This window comes from Luteimonas sp. Soil_N_1, assembly GCF_057656255.1.
In genome coordinates, this window is the sequence record NZ_JBDGKS010000002.1 from 270,423 (window position 1) to 288,393 (window position 17,971).

At 67.0% G+C, this 17,971-nt stretch carries 15 protein-coding genes; 9 read left to right on the forward strand and 6 right to left on the reverse strand.

The window, feature by feature from the left end:
* Nucleotides 1-14: 14 nt before the first annotated feature.
* The 6 genes from AC3A4E_RS14995 to AC3A4E_RS15020 are packed head-to-tail and all read left to right on the forward strand — an operon-like array spanning nt 15 to nt 5,829.
* Nucleotides 15-2,792, forward strand: a complete 2,778-nt coding sequence (locus AC3A4E_RS14995; protein ID WP_487632288.1) for a monovalent cation/H+ antiporter subunit A — start codon at nt 15-17, stop codon at nt 2,790-2,792.
* On the forward strand, nt 2,792-3,157 hold the full coding sequence (locus AC3A4E_RS15000) for a Na+/H+ antiporter subunit C (protein ID WP_487632289.1): 366 nt from the start codon (nt 2,792-2,794) through the stop codon (nt 3,155-3,157). Before AC3A4E_RS14995 ends, AC3A4E_RS15000 begins: the two co-directional genes overlap by 1 nt.
* Entirely contained in the window at nt 3,154-4,683 is a 1,530-nt protein-coding gene (locus tag AC3A4E_RS15005; protein ID WP_487632290.1) for a monovalent cation/H+ antiporter subunit D, read from the forward strand. Before AC3A4E_RS15000 ends, AC3A4E_RS15005 begins: the two co-directional genes overlap by 4 nt.
* Entirely contained in the window at nt 4,680-5,189 is a 510-nt protein-coding gene (locus AC3A4E_RS15010; protein WP_487632291.1) for a Na+/H+ antiporter subunit E, read from the forward strand. Before AC3A4E_RS15005 ends, AC3A4E_RS15010 begins: the two co-directional genes overlap by 4 nt.
* Nucleotides 5,186-5,455, forward strand: a complete 270-nt coding sequence (locus tag AC3A4E_RS15015) for a K+/H+ antiporter subunit F (protein WP_487632292.1) — start codon at nt 5,186-5,188, stop codon at nt 5,453-5,455. The genes AC3A4E_RS15010 and AC3A4E_RS15015 overlap by 4 nt, the downstream gene beginning before the upstream one ends.
* Nucleotides 5,452-5,829 carry a Na+/H+ antiporter subunit G gene (locus AC3A4E_RS15020; protein WP_487632293.1) on the forward strand — a complete coding sequence of 126 codons (378 nt, stop codon included), beginning with the start codon at nt 5,452-5,454 and terminating at the stop codon, nt 5,827-5,829. Before AC3A4E_RS15015 ends, AC3A4E_RS15020 begins: the two co-directional genes overlap by 4 nt.
* Before the next feature lie 39 nt (nt 5,830-5,868).
* Here the strand turns inward: AC3A4E_RS15020 and AC3A4E_RS15025 are convergent, their stop codons facing one another.
* Nucleotides 5,869-6,528 (reverse strand): lectin, encoded by a 660-nt coding sequence (locus tag AC3A4E_RS15025; RefSeq protein WP_487632294.1) that lies wholly within the window; start codon nt 6,526-6,528, stop codon nt 5,869-5,871.
* Nucleotides 6,529-6,656: 128 nt separating this feature from the next.
* On the opposite strand from AC3A4E_RS15025, the gene AC3A4E_RS15030 reads away from it, so the two are divergent.
* Nucleotides 6,657-7,196 (forward strand): hypothetical protein, encoded by a 540-nt coding sequence (locus AC3A4E_RS15030; protein ID WP_487632295.1) that lies wholly within the window; start codon nt 6,657-6,659, stop codon nt 7,194-7,196.
* A 21-nt stretch (nt 7,197-7,217) separates the two neighbouring features.
* Here the strand turns inward: AC3A4E_RS15030 and hmgA are convergent, their stop codons facing one another.
* Nucleotides 7,218-8,522, reverse strand: a complete 1,305-nt coding sequence (gene hmgA / locus AC3A4E_RS15035; RefSeq protein WP_487632296.1) for a homogentisate 1,2-dioxygenase — start codon at nt 8,520-8,522, stop codon at nt 7,218-7,220.
* An 80-nt stretch (nt 8,523-8,602) separates the two neighbouring features.
* Here hmgA and AC3A4E_RS15040 point away from each other — a divergent pair, with 80 nt between their 5' ends.
* On the forward strand, nt 8,603-8,968 hold the full coding sequence (locus AC3A4E_RS15040) for a DUF5362 family protein (RefSeq protein WP_487632297.1): 366 nt from the start codon (nt 8,603-8,605) through the stop codon (nt 8,966-8,968).
* Nucleotides 8,969-9,051: 83 nt separating this feature from the next.
* On the opposite strand, the gene hppD is transcribed toward AC3A4E_RS15040, so the two are convergent.
* Nucleotides 9,052-10,122, reverse strand: a complete 1,071-nt coding sequence (gene hppD / locus AC3A4E_RS15045) for a 4-hydroxyphenylpyruvate dioxygenase (RefSeq protein ID WP_487632433.1) — start codon at nt 10,120-10,122, stop codon at nt 9,052-9,054.
* 134 nt (nt 10,123-10,256) lie between these two features.
* On the opposite strand from hppD, the gene AC3A4E_RS15050 reads away from it, so the two are divergent.
* Nucleotides 10,257-10,757 (forward strand): MarR family winged helix-turn-helix transcriptional regulator, encoded by a 501-nt coding sequence (locus AC3A4E_RS15050; RefSeq protein WP_487632298.1) that lies wholly within the window; start codon nt 10,257-10,259, stop codon nt 10,755-10,757.
* An 80-nt stretch (nt 10,758-10,837) separates the two neighbouring features.
* On the opposite strand, the gene AC3A4E_RS15055 is transcribed toward AC3A4E_RS15050, so the two are convergent.
* From AC3A4E_RS15055 to AC3A4E_RS15065, 3 genes are all read right to left on the reverse strand, one after another.
* Nucleotides 10,838-12,409, reverse strand: a complete 1,572-nt coding sequence (locus AC3A4E_RS15055; RefSeq protein WP_487632434.1) for a peptide MFS transporter — start codon at nt 12,407-12,409, stop codon at nt 10,838-10,840.
* A gap of 158 nt (nt 12,410-12,567) precedes the next feature.
* Nucleotides 12,568-14,148 carry an AbgT family transporter gene (locus tag AC3A4E_RS15060; protein WP_487632299.1) on the reverse strand — a complete coding sequence of 527 codons (1,581 nt, stop codon included), beginning with the start codon at nt 14,146-14,148 and terminating at the stop codon, nt 12,568-12,570.
* Nucleotides 14,149-14,281: 133 nt separating this feature from the next.
* Nucleotides 14,282-17,845 (reverse strand): pre-peptidase C-terminal domain-containing protein, encoded by a 3,564-nt coding sequence (locus tag AC3A4E_RS15065; RefSeq protein WP_487632300.1) that lies wholly within the window; start codon nt 17,843-17,845, stop codon nt 14,282-14,284.
* Nucleotides 17,846-17,971 lie beyond the last annotated feature (126 nt).

The following is a 17,971-nucleotide window of genomic DNA, read 5'->3' on the forward strand; positions in this document are numbered from 1 at the left end:
CCACAAGGAGCCCGATGCTCGAACTTCTCTTGGCCCTGCCCTTCGTGCTGGCGCTTGCCGTGGCGCTGTCCGCGAATGCATCGCGCCGCACGTCCGCGTGGCTCGCCGGTCTTGCGCCGCTGTTGGGCCTGGCCGTGCTGGCGCTGCTGGCCGGCGACGTGTTCGACGGGACCATCCTCAAGACACAGTACGCCTGGATTCCCGAGGCCGGGCTGGATTTCAGCCTGCGCATGGACGGGCTGGCCTGGACGTTCGCGTTGATGGTGCTGGGCATCGGCGCGCTGGTCGTGCTCTACGGCCACTACTACCTGTCGGCCAAGGACAGTCCGCGACGGTTCTTCACCTATCTGCTGCTCTTCATGGGCGCGATGCTCGGCATGGTCATCGCCGGCAACCTGCTGCTGCTCGCGGTGTTCTGGGAGCTGACCTCGATCAGCTCGTTCCTGCTGATCGGCTTCTGGTCGCACCGCCAGGACGCACGCCAGGGCGCACGCATGGCGCTGACGATCACCGGCATGGGTGGTCTGGCGCTGCTCGGCGGCGTGCTGCTGATCGGCCGCATCGTCGGCAGCTACGACCTCGACGTGGTGCTGGCCTCCGGCGATCTGATCCGCGCGAGCCATCTGTACCCGTGGGCGCTGGGCCTGGTGCTGCTGGGCATCTTCACCAAGAGCGCGCAGTTCCCGTTCCACTTCTGGCTGCCGCACGCGATGGCTGCGCCGACCCCCGTGTCGGCCTACCTGCACTCGGCGACGATGGTGAAAGCCGGCATCTTCCTGCTGGCGCGCCTGCACCCGGCGCTGGCCGGCACGGACCTGTTCTTCTACGTGGTCAGCGGTGTCGGTGCGACCACGCTGCTGATCGGCGCGTGGTTCGCGATCTTCCAGCACGATCTCAAGGGACTACTGGCGTATTCGACGATCTCCCACCTCGGCCTGATCACCCTGCTGTTCGGTCTGTCGACCGAAATGGCGGTGGTCGCCGCGCTGTTCCACACCCTGAACCACGCGATGTTCAAGGCGTCGCTGTTCATGGCGGCGGGCATCATCGACCACGAGTGCGGCACGCGCGACATGCGCCGGCTCGGCAATCTCAGACGCCTGATGCCGATGACCAGCGCGCTGGCGATCGTCGCGTCGCTGGCGATGGCCGGCATCCCGCTGCTCAACGGCTTCCTGTCGAAGGAAATGTTCTTCGCCGAAGCGCTGGAGATCGGCGGCCACGGCACGATGCGTCTGGTGATCAGCATCGCCGCGCTGCTGGCCGGCATCTTCGGCATCGCCTACAGCCTGCGCTTCGTGCACGACACGTTCTTCGGCCGCGGCCCGCGCGCGCTCGACGTGGTGCCGCACGAACCGCCGCGCTGGATGCGGATCCCGGTCGGCGTGCTGGTGGTGCTGTGTGTCGTGATCGGCATCGTGCCGGCGCTGACCATCGGCCCGCTGCTCGAGACGATGGTGCGCGGCACCCTGGGCGATGCGACGCCGGAATTCAGCCTGTCGGTGTGGCACGGCATCAACCTGCCGCTGATGATGAGCGTGGCCAGCGTGGTGCTGGGCGTGGCGCTCTACTTCGGCCTGCGCCGGCTGCTCGATTTCCATGCAGTGGTCACCAGTTCGACCGGCCGCAACTTCTTCCACGTCAATCTCGAACGGCTGTTCTCGCTGGCCCGTGCCTTCACCGCGCGCGTCGCCAACGGCAGCCTGCAGCGCAGCCTGTTCGGCCTGCTGCTGGTCGCGCTGCTGCTGGCCGGCTGGCCGCTGCTGGGCAACTTCGCCGAACTGGTCGCCAATGCACCGGGCCCGCGCCCGCTGCCGCCGATGGGCTGGATGATCTGGGCGGTGATCGTGGGCGCCTCGATCGGCACGGTCGTCGTGCACGGCAAGCGCCTGACCGCGCTGATCGTGATCGGTGGTGTCGGCCTCGCGGTCAGCCTGATGTTCGTTTACCTCTCCGCGCCCGATCTGGCGCTGACCCAGCTACTGGTCGAGATGGTGACCATCGCGCTGATGATGATGGCACTGAACTATCTGCCCAAGCAGTCGAAGAGCACACGCCGGCCGCTGCGCAAGTTCCGCGACATCGGCATCTCGATCGTCGCCGGCGGCGGCCTCGCCGCACTGGCGTACGCGATGATGCTGTCGCCCGTCGATACGATTTCCAACGAGCTGCTGGTGCGTTCGCTGCCCGAGGCCTACGGCCGCAACGTGGTCAACGTGATCCTGGTCGACTTCCGCGGCTTCGATACCTTCGGCGAGATCACCGTGTTCGGCACCGCCGCGCTGGTGGTGCACGCGATGCTGCGCTGGGCACGACTCAAGCCGGACGAGGTGATGCCCGGTCCGCCGGTGCAGCTGCCGATCGCGGCCGACCTCACCCAGCTGCTGTTCCCGCTGGTGCTGACCGTGTCGATCTACCTGTTCCTGCGCGGTCACAACGCACCCGGCGGCGGCTTCATCGCCGGCCTCGTGTTCGCGGTGCCGGTGCTGGTGAAGTACGTGCTGCAGGGCGCGCGCGCAGTGGAGGCGACGTTCGGCTTCGACTATCTGCGCGGCATCGGCGTCGGCCTGCTGCTGGCGGTGATCGGCGGCGTCGGCTCCTGGTGGTTCGACGTGCCGTTCCTGACCAGCGGTCATCTGGATGTGGAGCTGCCGCTGATCGGCCTGCTGCCGCTCGCCAGCGCACTCGTGTTCGATACCGGCGTCTACGTGGTCGTCTTCGCCGGCACCCTGCTGATGCTCTCCACGATGGGCACGGTCCGACAACGCCAGGCCGCAGAGGAGGCGCACTGATGGAACTCGCAATCGCTTCCGCCATCGGCGTACTCGCCGCTTCGGGTATCTACCTGCTGCTGCGCGCACGCACCTTCGATGTGATCCTCGGGCTGACGCTGCTGTCGTACGCGACCAACCTGCTGATCTTCTCGTCCGGCCGTCCGGTCATCGGCAAGCCGCCGGTGCTCAAGGACGGCCTGGCCGAAACCCTGGTCAACTACACCGACCCGCTGCCGCAGGCGCTGGTGCTCACGGCGATCGTCATCGCCTTCGCGATGACCGCGGTGACCGTCGTCATCGCGATGCGCGAGCACTCGGATCTGCACACCGACCACGTCGACGGCGAAGAGCCCGATGAAGAGCAGCGCGGAGGTCGCCGATGAACCACATCGCGGTTGCCCCTGTTCTGGTACCGCTGGTCACCGGCGCGATCCTGCTGCTGCTCGAACGCACGCACCGCGCCTCCGTGCTGCGCCTGTGGGCCTGGATCGGCATGGCGGCGTTGCTGGTGGTCAGCATCGCGCTGATGCGCGAAGTGCTGGCCGGCGACACCCTGGTGTATCTGCTCGGCGACTGGCCGGCACGTCTGGGCATCGCGCTCGTCGTCGACCGTCTCTCGGCGATGATGGTCATGACCACCACGCTGCTGGCGATTCCGTGCCTGCTCTACGCATGCGCCGGCTGGGACAAGCGCGCCCTGCACTTCCACGCGCTGTTCCAGGTGCAGCTCGCCGGCCTCAACGGTGCATTCCTGACCGGCGACGTGTTCAACCTCTTCGTGTTCTTCGAGGTGATGCTCATCGCCTCGTACGGCCTGCTGCTCAGCGGCGCGCGCGGCGCACGCATCAAGGCCGGCATGCACTACGTGGTGTTCAACATCGCCGCATCGACCGTGTTCCTGCTCGCGCTGGGTCTGCTCTACGGCATGCTCGGCACGCTCAACATGGCCGAGATGGCGGTGCGTGTGGCCGCACTCGGACCGGACCAGGCACTGCTGGTACGCGCCGGCGCCGGCCTGCTGCTGCTGGTGTTCTGCGCGAAGGCCGCACTGCTGCCGCTGTATCTGTGGCTGCCGGAAGCCTATGCGCGTGCGCCGGCCGCGGTCGCCGCACTGTTCACCATCATGACCAAGGTCGGTCTGTACGCGGTGCTGCGCATCTACACGCTGGTGTTCGGCAGCGAGGCCGGCCTGCTGGCCGATTTCGCCTGGCCGTGGCTGCTGCCGGCGGGCGCGGCGACGATGGTGCTGGCCGCGCTCGGCGTGGTCGGCGCGCCGCGGTTGCGGATCGGCGTCGCCTATCTCGTGCTGCTGTCGGCGGGCACGCTGTTCGTGTCGTTCTCGCTCGGCAACGCCGGCGCGATCTCGGCCGGCCTGTACTACCTGCCGCAGAGCGTGTTCGTCACCGCGTCGCTGTTCCTGCTGGCCGACATCATCCAGCGCCATCGCGGCGGCACCGGCGACTATCTGATGCCGATCGCATCGATGCCGGGCAAGACGGTGCCCGCGATGCTGTTCCTGATCGCCGCGATCACCGTCACCGGACTGCCGCCGCTGTCAGGCTTCATCGGCAAGCTGCAGCTGCTCAACTCCGTGCCCGAAGATGTCATCGGCTGGATCTGGGCAGCGGTGCTGGGCAGCAGCCTGATGGCGGTCATCGGCCTGTCACGCAGCGGCACGCGGTTGTTCTGGCGTGTCGACCCGGTACCGGAGGGCGTCGAGGCGCCGCCGCTGCGCCGGGCCGAACTCGGCGCCACGATGCTGCTGCTGGGCTACTGCATCGTGATGACGGTGTTCGCCGGTCCCATGCTGCGCTACACCGAAGCGACCGCCGCCCAGTTGCTGGCCCCGTCGGAGATGATCGAACGCGTCATCGGCGAAACCCCCGTCATCCGGGAGCCCTCGCGATGAAACGCCACGTCCAGCCCTTCATGCGTCGCTTCCTGCCGTCCATTCCGCAGAGCGTGACTGTCTTCGTGTTCTGGCTGCTGATGGCCGAGGACTACAGCCCCGGCAACATCGTCATGGCCCTGATCCTGGCCTGGCTGATGCCGCAGCTGGCCGCACGCCTGGAGCGCGAGTTCGCGCAACTGGGCCGGCTGCGCGGCATCGGCACGCTTGTGGGGCGCCTGCTGTGGGACATCCTGGTCGCCAATCTGACGGTGGCCAAGCAGGTGCTCGGTCCGAACCACAAACTGCACTCGCAGTTCGTGTGGATCCCGCTGGACCTGACCAACATCCACGGCATCTCGGCGTTGACCAGCGTGATCACGCTGACGCCGGGCACCGTCTCCGCCGAACTGTCGGAGGACCGCAAGCACCTGCTGATCCACTGCCTCAGCACCGATGATCCGCAGGCGCTCGTCGCCGAGATCAAGCATCGCTACGAGGCACCGTTGCGCGAGGTATTCCCATGATCACGATCGCGATCATCGTCGGCATGCACCTGGTCGGCATCGCCATGCTGCTGTCGCTGTGGCGGCTGCTGCGTGGCCCCACCGCCCCGGACCGCATCCTGGCGCTGGACACGCTCTACGTCAGCTCCATCGCCCAGCTCATCCTGTTCGGGATGCTGTTGAACACCGAGATCTACTTCGAGGCCGCGCTGGTCATCGCGATGCTCGGCTTCGTGGGCACGGTGGTCCTGAGCAAATACGTCATCCGCCGGGACATCGTCGAATGAGCACCGTCCTCGATGCCATCCTCGCGTTCCTGCTCGTCGTGGGCTGCTTCTTCACCCTGCTCGGCGCCATCGCGCTGCTCAAGCTGCGCGACTTCTTCCAGCGCGTGCATGGGCCGGCGAAGGCCAGCACCCTGGGCGTGGGCTGCATCCTGGTCGCGTCGATCGTCTACCACGCGGTCAACGGCAGCGGCGTGCACCCGCGCGAAATCCTGATCACGGTGTTCCTGTTCCTGACCGCGCCGATCAGCGCGCACCTGATGTCGCGTGCGGCGCTGTCGCTGATGGACGATCGGCCTCCGCATCCCGGCCGCACGCCCGATGCCGGCCAGCAGGTCGTCGACCGCGAAGATCCCGCGCCGCCCGAACGCGACTGAGCCGGGGCCGCACCTGCGGCCCCGGGTGTCACCTGCGGATCAGCCGCAGCGCTCGACGTAGTCGACCTGCGGCGGCACACCGATCCGCCATCCGGTGACCTTGCCGTCCGCATCCGTCTCGAACACCAGCGCCGATGTGCCGCCGTCCGCATCGGCAACGCGCAGCGTGTGGGCGCCTTCGACGTACTTGTGCGGGGATGCCTCGACGCGGCCGGTGTACAGGCCCTCGATCTCCGCGCGCGTCATGCCGACCTTGCCGCCACCCGGCGCGGTGTAGCCGTCGTTGCCGACATCGATGCGCGAGAAGCGGTCGCCTTCGACCATGAAACCGATGTCGTAATCGGTGCTGCCCATGCGCGGCGGCGTCAGGTAATAGCAGCCACCCGGCTCGGACGGTGTCGCATCGCCCAGATCGTTGCCCCAGGCCATGCGTACCTGCTCGGCGTCGCTGCCGAAGGCCGCCGGACCGAAGCCCTGGAAGGTCACCACGCCATCGACCACCTGCGGCACGTTGCTGCCCATGGCGGTCGCCGGCGGGACGTCCTCGGCAGGCTGGTCATGCGCAGGCACGGCCGGATCGGCCGGCAGGGCCGGACCGGATGACGCCGGCAACGGCTCGGCGGGTGGCGCTTCGCGATTGCAGGCCGACAGGGCGAGCACGAGCACGGCGACAGCAGGCAGGGCACGTTGCAGATTCATGCGGCAACTCCGTAGTTGGGTTCGGTGCGAGCCTAGCGCGTCGGCGTGAACACCAGGTGCCCCCCGCTGTCATGGTCGTTTCATCGCCGCTTCCCATGCTGCACGCCTGCCGCAGGAAGTCGCCGTCCGTGCCCGCCCGCAAGACCGAACTCGCCCGCCATACCCTCGCCCACCACAGTGCGGCACTGGACCTGCGGCAGCGCCGCGCGCTGATCCTGTGTGACGGGCACCGCTCGACACGCGAACTCGCTCGCCTGCTGGGCGCGGACACGCCGTCGCTGCTGCTGCAGTTGCAGGATGCCGGCTATCTCGAAGGCATCGAGACCGGCGCGGTGCAGACGGCCACCGTCGTCGCCCCGCCGCCTGCGGACATGCAGACCGCCACGACGCGACGCCGTTCGCTGAGCGCGGCGCGCATCTACGTGCAGGGAATGCTGGAACTGCAGCGCGCGCCGGCGGCACTGGTACTGCGTGCGCGTCTGCTCGGCTGCAGCGACGAGGCGGCGACCGTGTCGGCGATCCTCGAGGCGATCGCCGGCCTGCCCGCCTTCACCAAACCCGGCTACGCATCGCGCGTGCGCGAGCGCGTGGCCGAGGTGCTGCCGGAGCCGCACCTGCCCGCGCTGGCGGCGTTGCCACTCGATGACGGCACATACGCGGTGGCGTAGCCACCGCGGCGCATTGAAACCTCAGCCGCGTGGCGGCACGAAGTTCCGTTGCAGGCCGGCCCAGCAGTCCTGGTAATCGCCCTGCCGGTGCGTCGCGTCCATCGCCTGCCGCGTCGGCCGGATCACCGCACGCGTCTCGAACATGAAGGCCATCGTGCCACTGATGACATCGGGCTTCGACAGATCGGCCGCGCTGGCCTTTTCGAACGTCGCCGCATCCGGGCCGTGTCCGCTCATGCAGTTGTGCAGCGAGCACGCACCGGGTGAGAAGCCGTCGGCCTTGGCGTCGTACTGGCCGTGCACCAGACCCATGAACTCGCTGGCGACATTGCGGTGGAACCACGGCGGGCGGAACGTGTCCTGCGCCACCAGCCAGCGCGGCGGGAAGATCGCGAAGTCCATGTTCGCCGTACCGGGCGTGTCGCTGGGCGAGGTGAGCACGGTGAAGATGCTCGGATCGGGATGGTCGAAGCTGATCGAGCCGATCGCGTTGAAGCGGCGCAGGTCGTACTTGTACGGCGCGTAGTTGCCGTGCCAGCCGACGACGTCCAGCGGCGAGTGGTCGATCGGCGCCTGCCACAGATGGCCCTGGAACTTGGCGATCAGGGTGAAGTCGCCCTCGATGTCTTCGTACGCCGCGACGGGCGCAAGAAAATCGCGCGGATTGGCCAGGCCGTTCGCGCCGATCGGGCCGAGATCCGGCAGGCGCATCGCGTGCCCCTGGTTCTCGCAGACGTAACCGCGACTCGGGCCGTCCGGCAGTTCGACGCGGAAGCGCACGCCGCGCGGAATCACCGCGATCTCCTGCGGCTCGACCTCGAGCACACCGAACTCGGTCGCCAGTACCAGACGCCCCTGCTGCGGCACGATCAGCAGTTCGCCGTCGGCGCTGTAGAAGAAGCGGTTGGTCATCGACGCGTTCGCGGCGTAGACGTGGATGCCCACCCCCTCGTGCGCGCCGGGACCACCGGTGCCGGCCATCGAGAACAGACCGTCGACGAAATCGACCGGCGCTTCGGGGATCGGCAACGGACTCCAGCGCATCTGGTCCGGCGGGACGGGGCCGCGATCGAAACCATCGTGGAAACGCGGCTGCTGGAACGGCGAGAACGTGCCGTGCATCGCCGCGGGCCGGATGCGATACAGCCAGCTGCGCCGGTTCTCGCCGCGCGGCGCGGTGAACGCCGTGCCCGACAACTGCTCGGCATACAGGCCATGCGCCACGCGCTGCGGCGAGTTTCTGCCGATCGGGAGCGTGCCAGGCTCGGCCTCCGTCGCGAATTCGTTGCCGAAGCCGGACATGTACGCCGGAGTGGATGGAGTCATGGCGCGTTCCTTTCAGACAATGCAGCGGCTAACCTGCGCGGACCGCCGAAGGAAAGGCGGCATTCAAGGGGAAAAATTTGATGGACACGACGGACAACGCCGTGCGGGCAATCGTCCGCCCGCTGGTGGACGGCAAGCTGTGGATGAAGTTGCTGGGCGTGATGCTGATGATCTCGGGCGCGCTGCAAGTGCTCAGCATCATCGGCATCCTCTGGGCATGGGTGCCGATCTGGTTGGGCGTGCTGCTGTTCCAGGCGGCCAGCGCGGCGGAAGAAGCCGCAGCGACTGGACAGGTCGATGCTGCCGTCCGTTCGACCGACAAGCTGCGCCTGTTCTTCATGATCCAGGGCATCCTGCTGCTGATCGCACTGCTCATCATGGGTGCGTTCTTCCTGCTCGGCGGTGCGGCGCTGCTGGCAGGCATGGCGGGCATGGCAAACGCATGATCGCCAGCGCCTACGCGCGCCTGTAACGCGTCATCCGAAGGCGGCTCCGGAACATTCCGGGGCCGCCTTTCGTTCGCCGTGTCTCAGAGCACGCCGCGCTGCATCTGGTCACGTTCGATGCTCTCGAACAGCGCCTGGAAGTTGCCTTCGCCGAAGCCTTCGTTGCCCTTGCGCTGGATGATCTCGAAGAAGATCGGGCCGAACGCGTTCTTGGTGAAGATCTGCAGCAGCTTGCGCTGCTTGGTCTCCGGATCGGCGTCGATCAGGATCTTGTTGCGCTGCAGGCGCGCGACGTCTTCGCCGTGGTCGGGAATGCGCTGGTCGATGACGTCGAAGTAGGTCTCCGGCGTGTCGAGGAAGTCGATGCCCTTCTCGCGCATCTGCTCGATCGAGGCGTAGATGTCGTCGGTGAAGCAGGCGATGTGCTGGATGCCCTCGCCCTTGTAGGCGTCGAGGTATTCGTTGATCTGCGACTTCGGATCGTTCGACTCGTTGAGCGGGATGCGCACCACGCCGTCGGGCGCGGTCATTGCCTTCGACTTCAGGCCGGTCTTGGCGCCCTTGATGTCGAAGTAGCGGATCTCGCGGAAGTTGAACAGCTTCTCGTAATAGTCCGACCACTTCTGCATGTTGCCGAAGTAGAGGTTGTGCGTGAGGTGGTCGATGAAGGTCAGGCCGAACCCGGTCGGGTTCTGGTCGACGCCGTCGATCGCGACATAGTCGTCGCCGTAGATCGAGCCGGACGCGCCGTACTGGTCGACCAGATACAGCATGCAGTCGCCGATGCCCTTGACCACGGGCGCGTCGACGGCCTTGCTCGATTCGCGATCACCGATCGCCTCGCCACCGTTGCCCAGCACCTTGCCGTAGACGTCGCCTGCCGGCTGCTTGAAGCGGATCGCGAAGCCACAGGCAGACGGACCGTGCGCCCTGGCGAAATCGGCCGCGAAGGAATCCGGGTCCTCATTGAGCAGGAAGTTCACCCCGCCCTGCCGGTACACGGTGATCGCCCGCGTCCTGTGCTTGAGCACCGCGGTGAAGCCCATGTTGCGGAAGTAGGTGTGCATGAAATCGGCCTGGCCCGCGGGCGCGGCGAACTCGACGAATTCGAAGCCGTCGATGCCCATCGGGTTCTCGAACGTGGTCACTTCCATGCCGAGATTGGGGGCGGTGTGTGCGTGAGCGCTCATGGGATACTCCGTCGCGATGGGGCCGGCCGGGAACGGGCGCGGTTTCAGTTCTCTCTTTATAGTTACGAATGCAACCTAATTGCAAGGCGCATCGCACCATGAACGCACCCGCGGCCCCTTCCGCTGCCCTGTCCGACCCCGCCGACGCCCATGACGGCCACGGCCACCATCGCCTCGATCTCGAGCAGTTCCTGCCCTACCGGCTGAGCGTGCTGACCAACCGCATCAGCCGCGGACTGGCCGACATCTACAGCGAGCGCTTCGGGATCAGCGTGACCGAGTGGCGGGTGATCGCGGTCCTCGGGCGCTATCCCGGCCTGTCGGCGAACGGCGTGGCGGAGCGCACGGCGATGGACAAGGTTGCCGTGAGTCGCGCAGTCGCGCGTCTGCTCGAGCGCGAGCTGATCGAACGCGAGATGCATGACAGCGACCGCCGCCGCTCGGTGCTGGAGCTGAGCGAGGCCGGCTACGCGGTCTACGACGTGGTCGTGCCGCTGGCGCTGGACTACCAGCGCAATGTGCTGGCGCCGCTGGACGACGGCGAGCGCGCCGCTTTCGCCGCGATGATGGCCAAGCTCGAAGCGCCGCTGAAGGACTGAAGTCCGCGCGACGCGCCTCCCGTGCCCCAAACGAAAACAGCGCCCGAGGGCGCTGTTTTCGTAGCGGAAGCACGATCCGGTTAGGGACGGCGTTCCTGCTCGAGCGTGGTGCCGGCCGCGATCGGCTCGCCGATCCCGTCCTGACCCGCAAGCGACGGTTCGTCGTCCTGAAGCGTATCGAGGTGCATCAGGCGGCGGATGAGCGGCGAGATGAAGATCATCACCACGCCCACGCCGACCGCAAGCCAACCCACGTTCGAGTACACCTCCAGCACACGTCCCTCACCCTCGCCACCGGTCGCGGCTGAGATCAGGCCGGCAGCGAAGTTGCCGGTCGCCGATGCGAAGAACCACGTGCCCATGATCAGACTGGCCATGTGCGCCGGCGCCAACCGGTTCATCGCCGACAGTCCAACCGGCGACAGACACAGTTCGCCCATCGTGTGGATCAGGTAGATCAGGAAGATGAAGATCACCGGCGTCATGCCGTTCGGACCGGCACTGTTCGCACCCCAGACCAGCACCAGGAAGCCAAGGCCCACCTGGATCACCGCCAGCGCGAACTTCAACGGCGTGGAAGGCTCCCAGCCCCGACGTCCCAGCCAGAGCCACAGAATGGCGAACGCTGGTGCGAGCAGGATGATGTAGATCGAGTTCAGGGACTGGAACATCGGCGCGGGCACTTCCCAGCCGAAGATGTGGCGATCCACGGAGCGGTCGGTGTAGAGGTTCAGCGAGGCGCCTGCCTGTTCGAACAGCGCCCAGAACAGGATCGATCCGACGATCAGGATCAACGCGGCGAAAATACGATGCCGTGCCTCCCGCTCCAGCTTGAAGACCGCAGTCCAGAGGACGTAGCCCATCAGAAGCGCGCCGGTGCCCATCAGCAGGCCGCCGACCAGTTTCTGGTACTGGATCAGGAACCAGACAACACCCACCGATGCGATGCCCAGCGCGTACAGCAACCACTCGAAGCGGATGCCCATGACCGGGGCCGCAAGGCGCTCGGGGGCCTTCGACTCGCCGCGCCCCATCAGCAGGGGCTTGCCCAGCACGAACACGATCAGGCCCAACAGCATGCCGAAACCGGCCACACCGAAACCCCAGGCCCAGCCGTAGTTCATGCCCAGGTAGCCGGCCAACGCCGAGCCCATCGCGGCGCCCAGATTGATGCCCATATAGAAGATCGTGTAGGCAGGATCGCGACGCACGTCGGTACGCGGATACAGCTGACCCACCATCACCGAGATGTTGGCCTTCAGGAAGCCCGACCCGATGATGATGAACGACAGCGCCAGCCAGAAGATGTTGATCTCGGCCGCGGACTGGCCGCCGTCACCTTCGAACGCCATCAGGAAATGACCGAAGGTCAGCAGCACTGCGCCGAACACCACCGCCTTGCGTTGCCCCAGATACCGGTCGGCCAGATAGCCGCCGACCACAGGCGCGATGTACACCAGCGCCGTGTAGGCGCCATAGATCACCGACGCATCCTGATCGGAGTACATCCAGTGCTGCACGAGATAGAAAATCAGCAGCGCGCGCATGCCGTAGTAGGAGAACCGCTCCCACATCTCGGCGAAGAACAGCACGAACAGGCCGCGCGGATGGCCGAGGATGGTTTTCTTTTCCTCGGCGGCGTACGGATTCATTGACACGTAGGGCGACTCCTGACGTTGATCGATGCCACGGACCGGGCCGGGCGACGCGCTAACTTAGCGGCGCCCGGACCACATGGAAAGTGACCATTGCCACCCCTGGCCCGTGGTCTCGCGCACGTGCGGCGGCGCACCGTGGCGCCGCTGCGCATTCAGCCTGCCGGATAGACGTAGCTCGCGCCGACGCCCAGCGGAATGCCCAGGCCCCAGAACGCCAGCAGGAACAGCGTCCACAGGATCGACAGCGCGATCGAATACGGAATCATGATCGAGACCAGCGTGCCGATGCCGGCCGAGGTCACATAGCGCTGGCAGAACACGACGATCAGCGGAAAGTACGGCATCAGCGGGGTCAGGATGGTCGTCATCGAATCGCCGACGCGGTAGGCCGCCTGGGTCAGGTCGGGCGACACGCCGAGCTGCATCATCAGCGGCACCATGATCGGTGCGAGCAGCGCCCACTTCGCCGACGCCGAGCCGATGAACAGGTTCACGACGCCGGTCATCAGGATCAGGCCGATGATCGTCAGCCACATCGGCAGGCCGAGGCCCTTGAGGAAATCGGCGCCCTCGACCGCCATCAGCGTGCCGAGGCCCGAGCCGTTGAAGCCGGCCAGGAACTGCGCGATGAAGAACGCGATGACGATGTAGTAGCCCATGCCGCTCATCGACTTGGTCATCGCCGCGATGATGTCGCGGTGCGACTTCACGGTGCCGGCGATGTAGCCGTAGACCACGCCCGGCAGCAGGAACAGTACGAAGATCAGCGCGACGATCGATTGCATCACCGGTGCGGCGGCGACCAGCAGCGGATGGCTGCCGTCGGGCACGGCCTCGGCAGGCGCGCGCCACGGTGAGGTTTCGGGCATCAGCGTCCAGGCGAACAGGGCTGCGGCGATCAGCATCGCCACGACCGCCCACAGCAGGCCGCGCTTCTCGGCGGCGTTGAGCTCGTCCATCTTCGGCAGGTTCGCCGGATCGCCGTCGACGGCGGTGCGCTTGAGGCGCGGCTCGACGATACGGTCGGTGACGAACCAGCCGATCGCGATGATCAGCACGCTCGACGCGGTGGTGAAGATCCAGTTGTTGAGCGGATTGACCACGAGGGCCGGGTCGAGAATGCGACCCGCTTCCTGGGTGAAGCCGGCCAGCAGCGGGTCGAGCGAGGACGGCACCAGCAGCGTCGCCGAGAAGCCGCCCGACACACCGCAGAACGCGGCCGCGATGCCCGCAAGCGGATGCCGGCCCGCGGCGTAGAAGATCACGCCACCGAGCGGAATCACCAGCACGTAGCCCGCGTCGACCGCGACATGGCTCAGCACGGCGACCGCGACCAGCGCCGGCGTCAGCAGCATCTTCGGCGTCACCGACAGCACGCGCCGCAGGCCGGCATTGATGAAACCGGTGTGTTCGGCGACACCCAGACCCAGCATCGCCACCAGCACCACACCCAGCGGCGCGAAGCCCAGGAACACGCGGACCATGTTGGCCATGAAGGCGGTCAGCGACTCGCCCGACAGCTGGTTCACCACCTCGATCGGAACGCCGGTACGCGGGTCGATCGCGGTGAACGACACGCTCGACAACGCCCACGACAACGCCCACACCGCCAGCATCAACAGCAGGAACAGCATCGCCGGATCCGGCAGCTTGTTGCCGACACGCTCGACCGTGTCGAGGAAACGGGCGATCGCGCCACGCGGCGCTGCGGTGTCCGGAGAAGGCTGGCTCATGCGGTGGAAGTCCCCTGTGGTCGACGCCGCATCCTAGCAGCCCGGCGCAGCCGGGACCCGGAGTCGCGCCGGCCGCCGCAACGAAAAACCCCGGCACGTGGCCGGGGTTTTCCGTGGATACCGGTGGTGCCGGTCAGGGCGTGAACGTGGCCCGGACCGTCAAGCGGGCGAAGGCGCGCTCACCGACGACGCGCACGTACCAGGTGCCCGCCTGCGGCGCGGAAACCGTGACCGTTTCGGTGTTGCCGGGTCGCTGCGAACTGAACTGCGCATCCTCGACCGTCGGCAACGCGTCGCGGCTGGCATACAGCGACACGTCGCCGGTGCCGCCGTTGGTCAGGAAGCGCAGGTTGCGCGCACCTGCCGGCACGTCGATGCGGAACAGGCGTGAGTCGCCCGCTGCACCTTCGACACCGGTCACCGGCACGCCGTTGACCAGCAGTTGCGCGGCCGATGCCGGATCCTCCACCACCGAGACCGACGCCGTGGCGCTGTTGTCGGTTTCATCGGGATCCTGCGTCTGCGAGGTTGCAGCCACGGTCATGGTGACGGTCTGGCCAACCGACGCAGCGGGTGCGGTCGCCGACAGTGCGAACACCGCCTCGCCGCCGCTGGCCAGTGCCTCGTTGCTGCACGACAGCGTGGTCTTGCTGTCCGCCACGCTCGGCGCGTCGCAGGTCCAGCCGTCGGACGGCGACACCAGCAGATCGTCCAGTTCGGCATCGAGCACCGCACCGAAACCGGGGAACTGCGCGGCATCGGGCCCCGCATTGACCAGGGTGGCCGCGAACTCGAGCAGACCGCCTTCGAACACCTCGGCGTTGGCGGCCTCGGCGATGATGCCCAGATCGGCGGCGGTCACCGGCTGCAGACGCACCAGCAGCACCGTCGGATCGTGGTCGGACAGACGCGTCGGCGTACCTGCATCGTTGCGCGCGACTTCCGGGAAGTCGGCGTTGATGCGCGCGTGGCTGATGTCGAGACCGACGACCATCGGCGAGTCGACCAGCGCCTGGTTCACCAGCACATGGTCGAGCGACTGCGCCTGGTAGTCGAAGACGAACGAGTAGCGCTCTTCGTTGGCCGCTTCCAGCGTCATGTTGAGCAGCGACGGCGCGATCAGCACCTGGCCGTCGTTGTCGACCGCGGTCTGGTCGTCGGGCGACGGCAGGCCGGTCACGGTGCCCATCGCGTCGACGAGGCCGTCATTGAACTCGAACGCGTTGAAGTCCCCGAGCACCACGATCTGGCGCAGCGGATCGTCCTTCTGCATGCCATCGATCAGCGTGGCCAGAAACTCGGCCTGCTTCTGGCGCTTCTCGCGCACCCGCTGGCCGCCGGTGGCCCAGCCGTTGCCGCCTGCGGTCTCGGCTTCGATGCCGCTCAACGAGCGCTGGTGCACGACGATCGCGGTGAACGGGTAGCTGCGGCCATCGGCGAAATGCGCGACGGCGTCGAGCACCAGCGGCGGACGGTCGTTGAGCTTGCTGGTCGACCCGTTCGGATTCACCAGCACGTCGTCGACGCCTTCCTGCTGGACGGACGCCACCGCGATGCGGGCGACACCGCCGACCGACGCGGTCTTGACCAGGAAGCCGACATCGATGCCGCCGACGTCGAAGCCTTCTTCCAGATACGCGACGTAGCGCGGATCCGGCTGACCGGCTGCAACCGCGTCGGCGTTGATGCGCTCGGCAAGCGTGGTCAGCACCGGCAGGTTCTCGACCTCGGTGACGCCGACGATGTCCGGGGTATGCAGATAGCCGCGGATACCGATCGACGCCTTCGACAGGCGACGCGCCAGTGCGTCCGGCGTCAGCGTCGGGCCACTGTTGGAATCGTTCACCGTGTCGAAGAAGCGCTGCAGGTTGTAGGTCGCGAAGGTCACGTGGTCAGGACCCGGCGCCATCGACGGACGCGGCTCGCCCGCGTCACTGCAGTCGCTCGACAGTGCGCCTTCCGGATAGATGGTGTAGCGGCGGAAGGTGTAGTCGAGCGGACCGGTCAGCGAGCCGTCGAGGATGCGGCAGCCAGCCGCCAGATCCGCAGTCGGCGCACCGATCGTGGTGCTGTTGACCGCGATCAGCTCGGGATTGAAGTCCCAGCGCGGGATGTTGGCCGCACTGCTGCCCGAGGGATCGGGATTCGGGATCTGGATGCCGGGTTCGCGGAACGGACGCGCCGTGCCGGTGACGACGACGGCGAAACGGCCGTTGCTGCTGCCCGTCGCCTGCGTTTCGTTGGTATTGCCACCGGTCGGCGCGACCACCGTGAAGCTCGGCGCGGTGACCCGCATGCCTTCCAGATGCTCCAGCTGGGCGAGCCCGCCGTCGGCATTGGGCATGTCGACCGTGAGCACGACCGGTGCGGGCAGTGGATTGCCTTCCGACAGCGCGACCACCGAGGTGGGCAGGCTGATCTGGGTCAGCGGCAACTGCAGCAGGTCGGCAGTCGGGATGTATTCGATCACCGTGCCCTGGACCAGCACCTCGTTGCCGACGGCCGCGTCGACCGGCGGCGTGCTGCTGGTGAACACGAACAGGCCTTCGGACGTCGCCGGATCCCCGTCATCCTCGCCGTCGCGGGTCTGGATGAAGAAGCCGTTGTTCTTGCGCCCGGTGACGATGCCCCGGGTCGCAACCGGCTGGTTCTCGTAGGGCGAACGTTCGCCGCTGCCCTGGATCGCGTGGATCGGCAGGGTGAAGACGTCATCGTTGACGATCGTCACTTCGCCCTGGGCCTTCGCCACCTCGGCGCCGGTGACGTTGTCCAGGTTGACGTAGAACACCTCGTCCGGCTCGACCTTTTCGTCACCCACGACTTCGACGTGGATCGACACCTCGCGCTGGCCTTCTTCGAACGTGTGGGCGCTGCTGAGCGGGATGTAGTCGTTGTCGGCGACGGTCGCGGTGCCATCGGCGGTGGCGTACTCGAACGAGACACCCTCCGGCCCGGCCGGCTGGTTCAACGAAATGGTCAGGAAGAACGGCCTGGTGCCACTGTCACCCTCGGCACTACGGGTATCGCTGATGCTGATGTACAGCGTGCCGCCACCGCTGCAGATGTTGGGGATGCTGGCGCTGTTGCGCGGCGCGGGCGTGACTGCAGTGAAGTCGGCCGCGTTGTCACGTGATTGGGTGCAGCCGTCCCCGCCGCGCAATGCAGCGAGCGAGGATGACAGGGTGGGCGCAGCGCCACTGCCCCAGAAAAAATTGGCGTTGCCGAAGCCGACGAAATCGAGGATCCGCGCGAGCTGTGCCGGTTCGCAGGGCGCGCTGCCTCCGTTGCAACCGAGTGACGCCGTGCCTTCGACCAGGGCGACCTTGCCGGCACCCGCGGCCATGTTGATCGTGCCGATCGCGTCCGTGCCGGGCAGCGCGACGCCGTTGGCGCCACCGGCGAGACCGATCAGGAAGTAGCCCCCGGCCGGAATCTCGACGTCCGGCAGGACCACCAGCTGGTTGGCATTGGCGCCCAGGTGGCCGGTTCCGGTCGCACTGCTGTACTGGATGGATTTGCCGGCCAGCGAGACCGGCAGGTCACCGCTGTTGAACAGCTCGACGAAATCGGCGTTGTAGGTGGCGCCGCTGTTGCCGCCGCCCCCGTAGACCTGGCTGACGACGACGTCCGCCTGCGCGGCGCCGGCGCCGCAACACAGCAACAAGGCCGACAGCAGTCGGCTGGTTGTTCGAGTCATGCGTGAATCCCCTGGTATCCCCGGGCGAAAGCGCCCCGCCCCCGATTGTGCCGGGGTTGGATGGCGATTGCATGACGCGTGCCGGCAGTTGTCGCCGCGCAGCGTCAGCGCGCCCGGCAGCGAGAG